Here is a 7,769-nt window from a genome sequence, read left to right on the forward strand (position 1 = left end):
GTGAAAGAAAATGGGCAATTTAAAAGCTATAATCAATCATATATAAGAAATGTTTTTAGGATAATTTTTATAGCTAGTGCAATTATATCTTTTGCAGTGATAGCTACAGGATTATTAGGATATAACAGTACTAAAAAATCGCTAATAGATAAATCAAAGTCCCAGGATATGGTTTTTATAGTGAAATCTATGGCGGCGAAAATAGACAGTCGTATTAGTCGTGCCGTTGAAACATCTTCTATTTTTGCTAAGGATCCTTTAAATATTGAATGGATAAATGGTGAAGAAAAAGATAAAGAAGCAGGAAGTGTAGTTCTAAATAAAATAGATAGTATTGCAAAATCATACGATTATAGTAATTCTTTTATAGCAAGTGTAAAGACAAGGCACTATTATTACAGAGAGAATTCAGGTGAAAATAATAAAGACTTTGTGACATTATCAGAAAGTAATCCAGCAGATAGTTGGTTTGACGCGATGATAAAATCAAAAAGAGCAATAGAGCTCAATGTAGATTATAATAGGAATATGGATGACTATTTTCTTTTTGTAAATACAATTATGGGAAGTGTAGATAAGCCATTAGGTATTACTGGGGTAGGTTTAAGTCTTAATGAGATTACAAAGGAATTTAGAGATTTTAAAGTCGGAAATAAAAGCAACCTATGGATGGTAGATGATGAGGGAGTTATCAAATTATCTGATGCACGTGAAGATATAGGTCAAAATTATGAAGATTTCCTGCCAAAAGATGTGGTTAATGTGATTCGGAGTAAGCCTATGGAAGGTGAAGAAAATGTTAAGGTATCACAATACACTAATAGTAATAATGAAATTATAGATTACGCGTATTGTAAATTAAGTTCAAGCGACTGGATTCTGTTTTATGAAATTCCGAGAACAGAAAATTTATCTTTAATTGATACACTAAAAAATAATACAATTCTTAATGTGATTTTAGTTTTAATATCATTCATGGTATTATTCTACGTTATTTCTAAGAAAATAGCTGATCCATATAAGCAAGCAATGTTAATTAACATGGAACTTGAAGAAAAAGTTAATATAAGAACTCAGGAGTTGAAAGAATCTAATCAAAAAGTAAATGAGAGCATTGAATATGCAAAAAGATTACAGGAATCAATTTTACCATCTGAAGAAGATTTGAAAAGAGCATTTAAAGAAAATTTTGTTATTTGGAAACCTAGAGATACTGTAGGAGGAGATTTCTTCTGGCTGCAGGAAATTGATGATATGATTATCTTAGCCGTTGGAGATTGCACAGGTCACGGAGTTCCAGGCGCATTCATGACAATGACTGTAAATGCAATACTGCATAATATAGTAACAACTATAAGCAAAGATGATCCTAGTATAATTATAAAAGAGCTACATACACAGCTTAAGCAATCTCTAAATAAAAATTCAAATCCAAATAGTGTAGATGATGGATTGGATATTGCAATATTTTGTATAAAAAATAAATCAAAATTACTGTACCTAGGTGCAAATATAGAATTATATGTTAAACGCGATAAAGAAGTTAAAATTATAAAGCCTCAGAGCAAAGGGGTTGGATATAGTTATATTAAGCTAAAAGAGTCTTTGGATAATGATATTTTTGAAATTCAAGAGGATGATATATTTATTGTTACTACTGATGGTTTTATACATCAAAATGGAGGTCAAAAGAATTATCCTTTTGGAAGAAAACGACTATATAGTATGATACAAGAATGTTCTACTGAGGATTTTAATTCTATGAAAGCTGATTTTGAGGCAACATTAGGATTATATATGAATGAAGAGCAACAAAGAGATGATATTACTGTATTTGCATTTAAAGTGAAATAAAGCACAATCAAGAAAATAATATACTTGTATGCTATTTTCTTTCATGTGCTTAAGTTTGGGGTGATATATAATGGTATCAATTGAATCTGATTTTTTTGAAGTTGAAAAATCCTTATTAAGAGGTGCAAAAGAATTAATTAATAGTAGGAAACATGATGAAGAGACTATATTAGAAAACTTTTCAATAATTGTTGAGCAATTTGATAAACTAATAAGAGATGTAGAGAAGATAATTAAAATAAGCGATGGGCAGCAAGAATATCTACATAAAATACAGAATGATTTAAAAAAAGAAATTGAAGATAGAATTAGGGCAGAAGAGAAGTTGAAATATTTTGCGGCAATAGATACACTTACGGGTTTTTACAATAGAGGAATGGGATTAACACTGCTGGAAAATAAGATTAAAACAATACGAAGGAAAAAGGGCGTTTTTTCAATATGCTATATTGACCTTAATGGGCTAAAATATGTAAATGATAATTTTGGACACGCAGAGGGAGACGAACTTCTTGTGAATGCATGTGAATTTATAAAAGAAGGCGTAAGAGATAATGACATTTTATGCAGAGTAGGTGGCGATGAGTTTATAATTCTTTTACCAGAGCTTAAGCAAGAAGAAGTAGAAAAGATTATGGAGAAGATTATGATAAATATAGATATCGAAAATAAAAGTCAAATAAGACCTTATGATCTCTCTTTCAGCTATGGAGTAGTACAAGTCGAATGTAATAATTGCAGAACTATTGATGAAATTATTCAAATGGCAGATGCAAATATGTATGAGTATAAGAAAAAGCATAAAAAGTTAATGCAATAAATGTTTGCCCTTAAACAGAATAAATATTTTCCCACTGGTAAAACTACTTATAAATATTGATTAAGTACAAAGATGTAGGAGGAAAATGTAATGGAGAGACTGAAAAAAGGTGAGCATGAAAAAGCTATGGAAAAAGCAAAAGAAATGCTAGATAGAGGCTGTGGAATGGGTGAGATAGTAGAAAAAACTAATCTTAGTGAGGAAAATGTATTAAAAGCAAAAAGAAAATGGGAAGATCAATCTTAAAATATAAATGATCTATGGAACATAACTGCTATTAAGTTCTTTATAATGGACTTAATAGCAGTTGTTTTATGATTGAGTTCATACATTAGTGAGATTATAGTAAGTTATTGCATAAGCTGAGTTTATGATTTAAATATCTAAAATAAAAATGAAAAAAATTTTTGAATATTTATGCAAAAAATATGAATATGTTGTATAATGTAATTATAAATTGAGAAGTAGAGGAAAAAAGATGTGTAATATAACATATAAATATATAGATTATAAAAGCAAAGAATTCAATCAGGTAATAGATTTAAGATTTAATGTACTCTTTAAACCATATGGTAAAATAGCAAAATATAATTATGATGAATTAGATGATGTGAGTTTTCATTTAATTGCATTAAGCAATTATAAAGTCATAGGATACTCAAGAATGACTAATGTTAATGGGAAAGGCAAAATTACTAATGTAGTTGTTGACCCTGAATATATAAAAAGGGGAATTGGATTAGAGATGTTAAAAAGGCATATTATTGAAGCGGAGATTAATGATATAAATTATTTATACTTAAATGCACGTTTAGATACAGTTAATTTTTACAACAAAGTAGGATTTGAGTGTAAAGGAAGTGCCTTTTTATCAGAAAAAAGCGGTTTGATGTTGCAAGAAATGTATTATACTTTATAAATTTCCAGGAATGAGTAAACGTCATATTAAAATATAAACTCAATGATACTAACCATTAAAGTATTGTTGAGTTTTTTTATTTAAATAATTACCTAACTCAAATAGATAAAAAAGTGGTTGGAAAAATAAGTAAAATAGTGGTAGAATTATGATATCTGTATAAAATAAAAAAGTTTGTATAAAATTTGTAATATAACAGTCAGTGGTTAAGAATAAAAAGATTAACTGAGTTAAATAAAAGTAAAGTTGAAAATTATAAGTCTTAGACGTGATTATATGAAAAGAGACGCATTAAAAATTAGTACAGATAAGGAGTAATGATAATGAGTTTAGTGGTATCTATCATTTCAAAAGAAGACGATATTAATGTAGAGGAAATTCAAAATGAAATAGCATACCCTTACAGTGAACTATTTGGTTTTGAAAGCTGGAGATACGAGATCTGGGGAAATAGCATAATTAAATTTTTAGGATGTGATATGCTGTATTCACTAAATAATAACAATATATATGCTTATGGCGACGATATCCAGAAACTAAAGTTAGAATTAATTAAGATTAGTAATAATATTCAAATGATTTCTAATGTTACAAAAATAGATGAAAAGATAATTGAAGTACGGATAAATAATGCTTTGGAAGCAATAAGGATATCTGAAAAATATAAAGATAAAGTAGGTATTTCTATTAAATAATCAAAACATTTTTATATTTGCTTTAAAAAAATAGTAGAGTTCTTTAAGCCTGAAAAATATTCATGACAATTTATTAAAGATGCATGCTTGTATTAGAATCAGTAATAACTGTGAGCACAGAAGGGGTTAAAGTTGATATAGGGATAATTCTTGAGCATATGAAAAAGAAGATAGACTTGCTGGAAACATGGATGAAAGAATTTAATCAAGTCTCTTCAGTAGCGTGTTTAGGAGGTACGAATGTTGAATTATCCCATATAGATATATATGATATATGTTCATATTTAAGAAGACATAGGTAGCAAAAAAGTCCAAGGTATATGAAGTGGATACTGAAGCCTAAGAATACTATTTTTTGAAATTTAGAGAGCGGATACTTAAAAATGTGAAGAAAGTGTTAATTTTATGTAAAACATTGAATTTATTTCCTTATTATGCTATAATGAAGCAGTCAGAAAAATTGAATTAAGATGGTAGATTTCTTGGACTTTATGCTATGGTGATGCGCCATGGTGGAGATTTGTTAAACACACATCATCAGGTTGCGCGCAATTCGCTACGCTTACCAATATTGTTCATTTTATATTGGTGTTGCGCTGAAGTGCCACAACCAAATAATAGAATAGTTAGCAAGAAATTTATCTAATATATAATTAGGATTATCTCCAGTTCTATCTAAGGGGGGTAATCTCTTTTGCTATAAAATATATATTTTTTATAAATCTAAACATGTTAGTGATAAAATATGTATTTTAATCAAAAAATTAGAGAGGGATGTAATACATGTGGGCAAAATTTCTAAAGGAATATTTTAAATCACCAAGAACGATAGGAGCTGTTGCACCTAGTTCAGGAAAGCTTGCTGAAAAAATGGCTGATGATATTGATTATGAAAATGCAAAATGTATTGTGGAGTATGGTCCGGGAACTGGTGTGTTTACAGAAAAATTAGTAAGTAAAATTAAAAAGCATACAATGTTAATACTTATTGAGTATAATGAGGGATTCTGTAAGCAGTTAGAAGAAAAATATAGTTCTTATGACAATATTGTAATAGTAAATGATTCAGCTGAAAATATTGATAAATATTTAAAAAAATATAACATTGAAAAAGTAGATTATATAGTTTCGGGATTACCATTTGCTAGTTTACCAAAAAGTATGTCAAACAATATATTGAAGAAGACTAAAAATGTATTAAAGAAAGATGGCTTGTTTATTACTTTTCAATACACACTACTTAAAAAAGGTTATATAGCAAGTTATTTTGAAGATATAAGTTTTGAAAGAGTAGTTTTTAATTTACCGCCAGCTTATGTGTTAAAGTGTCAAAATACATAAACTAAGTTTGGCTTATTATTTACTAAATAAGGGTTATGCATTTACTTTTGTTGCTAAAGATTTATATAGTGTTTCCAAAGTTTGTAAGCGTACAATTATAATTAAGAAACGCAATCCTTTAAATCTTAAATGCAGTATTATGTAAAAGTATAGCCTTTGTTTTTTGTGAAAATATATTGTTAAGTATGGTAGGTGAATGTAATTATTATTTAATATTAAATGTTTAAAATTAATAATATATATGAAATGCAGAGGATTCAGGTATCTTTAATAAAATTTACTAGTAGATAAATTGGAGTATACAAGATTTAAACATAAGGAGCGAACAAAATATGGGATTTAATATAATAAATATGAGCACGTGGGAAAGAAAGGATTGCTTTAATCACTTCTTTAATAATGCTAAATGTACATATAGCATTACGGTTAATATAGAAATTACAAATCTTTATAACTACATAAAAGCCAATAAATTAAGATTTTATCCAACTTTTACATGGATTGTTTCAAGAGCTATAAATAATTATCAAGAATTTAAAATGGGATTTGACGCAGAAGGAAGGTTAGGATTTTTTGATGAAATTGGTCCAAGTTATTCTGTATTAAATGAAAAGACTAAAAATATGAGTGATTTGTATACACCATTTAAAAATGTTTTTTTGAGTTTCTACAACGATATGGTAAAATCTTTAAACTCTTATAAAAAAGATACTAGCTTTACTACACAGTTTCAAAATAATTTTTTTATTGCTTCGTGCTTGCCGTGGTTTAATTACACATCTTTTAATGTGAATAATGAAGGAGACAGACCATTTCTATTTCCTATGGTAACATGGGGAAAGTTTTTTGAAGAGAGCAGCAAAATTATTATTCCATTAACTATTCAAGTTCATCATGCGGTGGCCGATGGATACCACTGTTCATTGTTTTTTTCAGATATAAAAGGAATATGCATAAATCCCGAACAATATTTAAACTAAATTATTAATATTTTATAACATAAACACCAAAACATGCACAAGATTCATATTATAGACTTTTTTATTTACAGCGATTATAATATGTGTAGACAAACATAATAGTTGGGGGTATTTATGGACATAATGGATTATAAAATATTAAAATGTTTGAAATCTAATGCAAGAAATAAAGCATCAGATATAAGTAAAGAAATTCATTTATCAGTTTCAGCAGTCCTTGAACGTATAAGGAAAATGGAGAAGAATGATATAATTAAAAACTATACTATAATAGTAGATCAAAAAAAATTAGGAAATGATATGACTGCCTTAATGGAAGTCAGCCTTGAACATCCAAAGTTCTATGAATCTTTTACAAATGCCATTGAAAAGAACCCTAACATTGTTTCATGTTATTACTTAACAGGAGATTTTGATTTTATGCTTAAAATATTCTGCAAGTCATCAGATCATCTTGAAAGAATTCACCGAGAAATAAAGAGTTTAGAAGGTGTATCATTAACAAAAACTCATTTTGTTTTAAAAGATGTAAAAAATATATTCAGCGTAATCCCGGAATCAGAGGAATAATATAGTGCATATATAAACAACATGTAAATTAGACTTAAGTTATATATCAACCCAAATTAGGTACATGTGTGTTCCTCAGGACTATGAAAATTTCGCTGGAATGTTCTAAATAGGAGGTTGCACCCATTTATACTTGCTCCAATTATTAATTGGACAAGTATAAATGGAACAACCACCTATTAAGAACATTCAGCAGCTTATTTTCAAATGCCTGTTTCACACACATGTACCTAATTTTTCTGTTTGGATATATACATAAGTCTAATAAATGTTGTCTATATGTCTTTATCAAAATCAAGAAATCCTACAACCCTATTCTCAATGCAACACTGCGCAAAATAGTTAGTCTTTCTTTCTGGTATGGTAATAATTATAAGTATAACTAAATCTTATAATTAGTTTGTCCATACCGATTAAATATTTGGCTTATTAGATAAACATGTTTACATATTTTCTAAAACTTAATATGATATCTTCACCAGAAATAATAACTATTTTTGTGTAGAAGGCATTTGAAAATGAGCTGATAAAGGTTCTTAAGCAGAGAACCCAAATCTATGATTTGGTGTGAATCGCTTACTCAGCGAACG

The 7,769-nt window shown here is 28.2% G+C and carries 9 protein-coding genes; all 9 read left to right on the top strand.

Annotated elements, in window-relative coordinates; translation table 11 throughout:
- Positions 1 to 1,854: a SpoIIE family protein phosphatase gene (locus COL3_RS08950; RefSeq protein WP_008427288.1), complete on the top strand. Its 1,854-nt coding sequence runs from the start codon at positions 1 to 3 to the stop codon at positions 1,852 to 1,854.
- A 70-nt stretch (positions 1,855 to 1,924) separates the two neighbouring features.
- Positions 1,925 to 2,674: a GGDEF domain-containing protein gene (locus COL3_RS08955; protein ID WP_008427289.1), complete on the top strand. Its 750-nt coding sequence runs from the start codon at positions 1,925 to 1,927 to the stop codon at positions 2,672 to 2,674.
- A gap of 90 nt (positions 2,675 to 2,764) precedes the next feature.
- Positions 2,765 to 2,920, top strand: a complete 156-nt coding sequence (locus COL3_RS28655; protein WP_008427291.1) for a hypothetical protein — start codon at positions 2,765 to 2,767, stop codon at positions 2,918 to 2,920.
- 232 nt (positions 2,921 to 3,152) lie between these two features.
- Positions 3,153 to 3,593, top strand: a complete 441-nt coding sequence (locus COL3_RS08960) for a GNAT family N-acetyltransferase (RefSeq protein ID WP_008427293.1) — start codon at positions 3,153 to 3,155, stop codon at positions 3,591 to 3,593.
- Between the two features lie 323 nt (positions 3,594 to 3,916).
- Entirely contained in the window at positions 3,917 to 4,288 is a 372-nt protein-coding gene (locus tag COL3_RS08965; RefSeq protein ID WP_008427294.1) for a hypothetical protein, read from the top strand.
- An 83-nt stretch (positions 4,289 to 4,371) separates the two neighbouring features.
- Positions 4,372 to 4,590, top strand: coding sequence for a hypothetical protein (locus COL3_RS08970; RefSeq protein ID WP_008427296.1), 219 nt, complete (start codon positions 4,372 to 4,374; stop codon positions 4,588 to 4,590).
- 481 nt (positions 4,591 to 5,071) lie between these two features.
- Entirely contained in the window at positions 5,072 to 5,629 is a 558-nt protein-coding gene (locus COL3_RS08975; RefSeq protein ID WP_008427299.1) for an rRNA adenine N-6-methyltransferase family protein, read from the top strand.
- Between the two features lie 332 nt (positions 5,630 to 5,961).
- The gene (locus COL3_RS08980) at positions 5,962 to 6,609 is read left to right on the top strand and encodes a chloramphenicol acetyltransferase CAT (protein ID WP_008427301.1); all 648 of its coding nucleotides are present in this window, start codon (positions 5,962 to 5,964) and stop codon (positions 6,607 to 6,609) included.
- Between the two features lie 114 nt (positions 6,610 to 6,723).
- The gene (locus COL3_RS08985; RefSeq protein ID WP_008427303.1) at positions 6,724 to 7,179 is read left to right on the top strand and encodes an Lrp/AsnC family transcriptional regulator; all 456 of its coding nucleotides are present in this window, start codon (positions 6,724 to 6,726) and stop codon (positions 7,177 to 7,179) included.
- The last annotated feature ends 590 nt before the right edge of the window (positions 7,180 to 7,769 follow it).

It is taken from the genome of Clostridium sp. LS, assembly GCF_002760435.1.
Taxonomy (GTDB): Bacteria; Bacillota; Clostridia; order Clostridiales; family Clostridiaceae; genus Clostridium.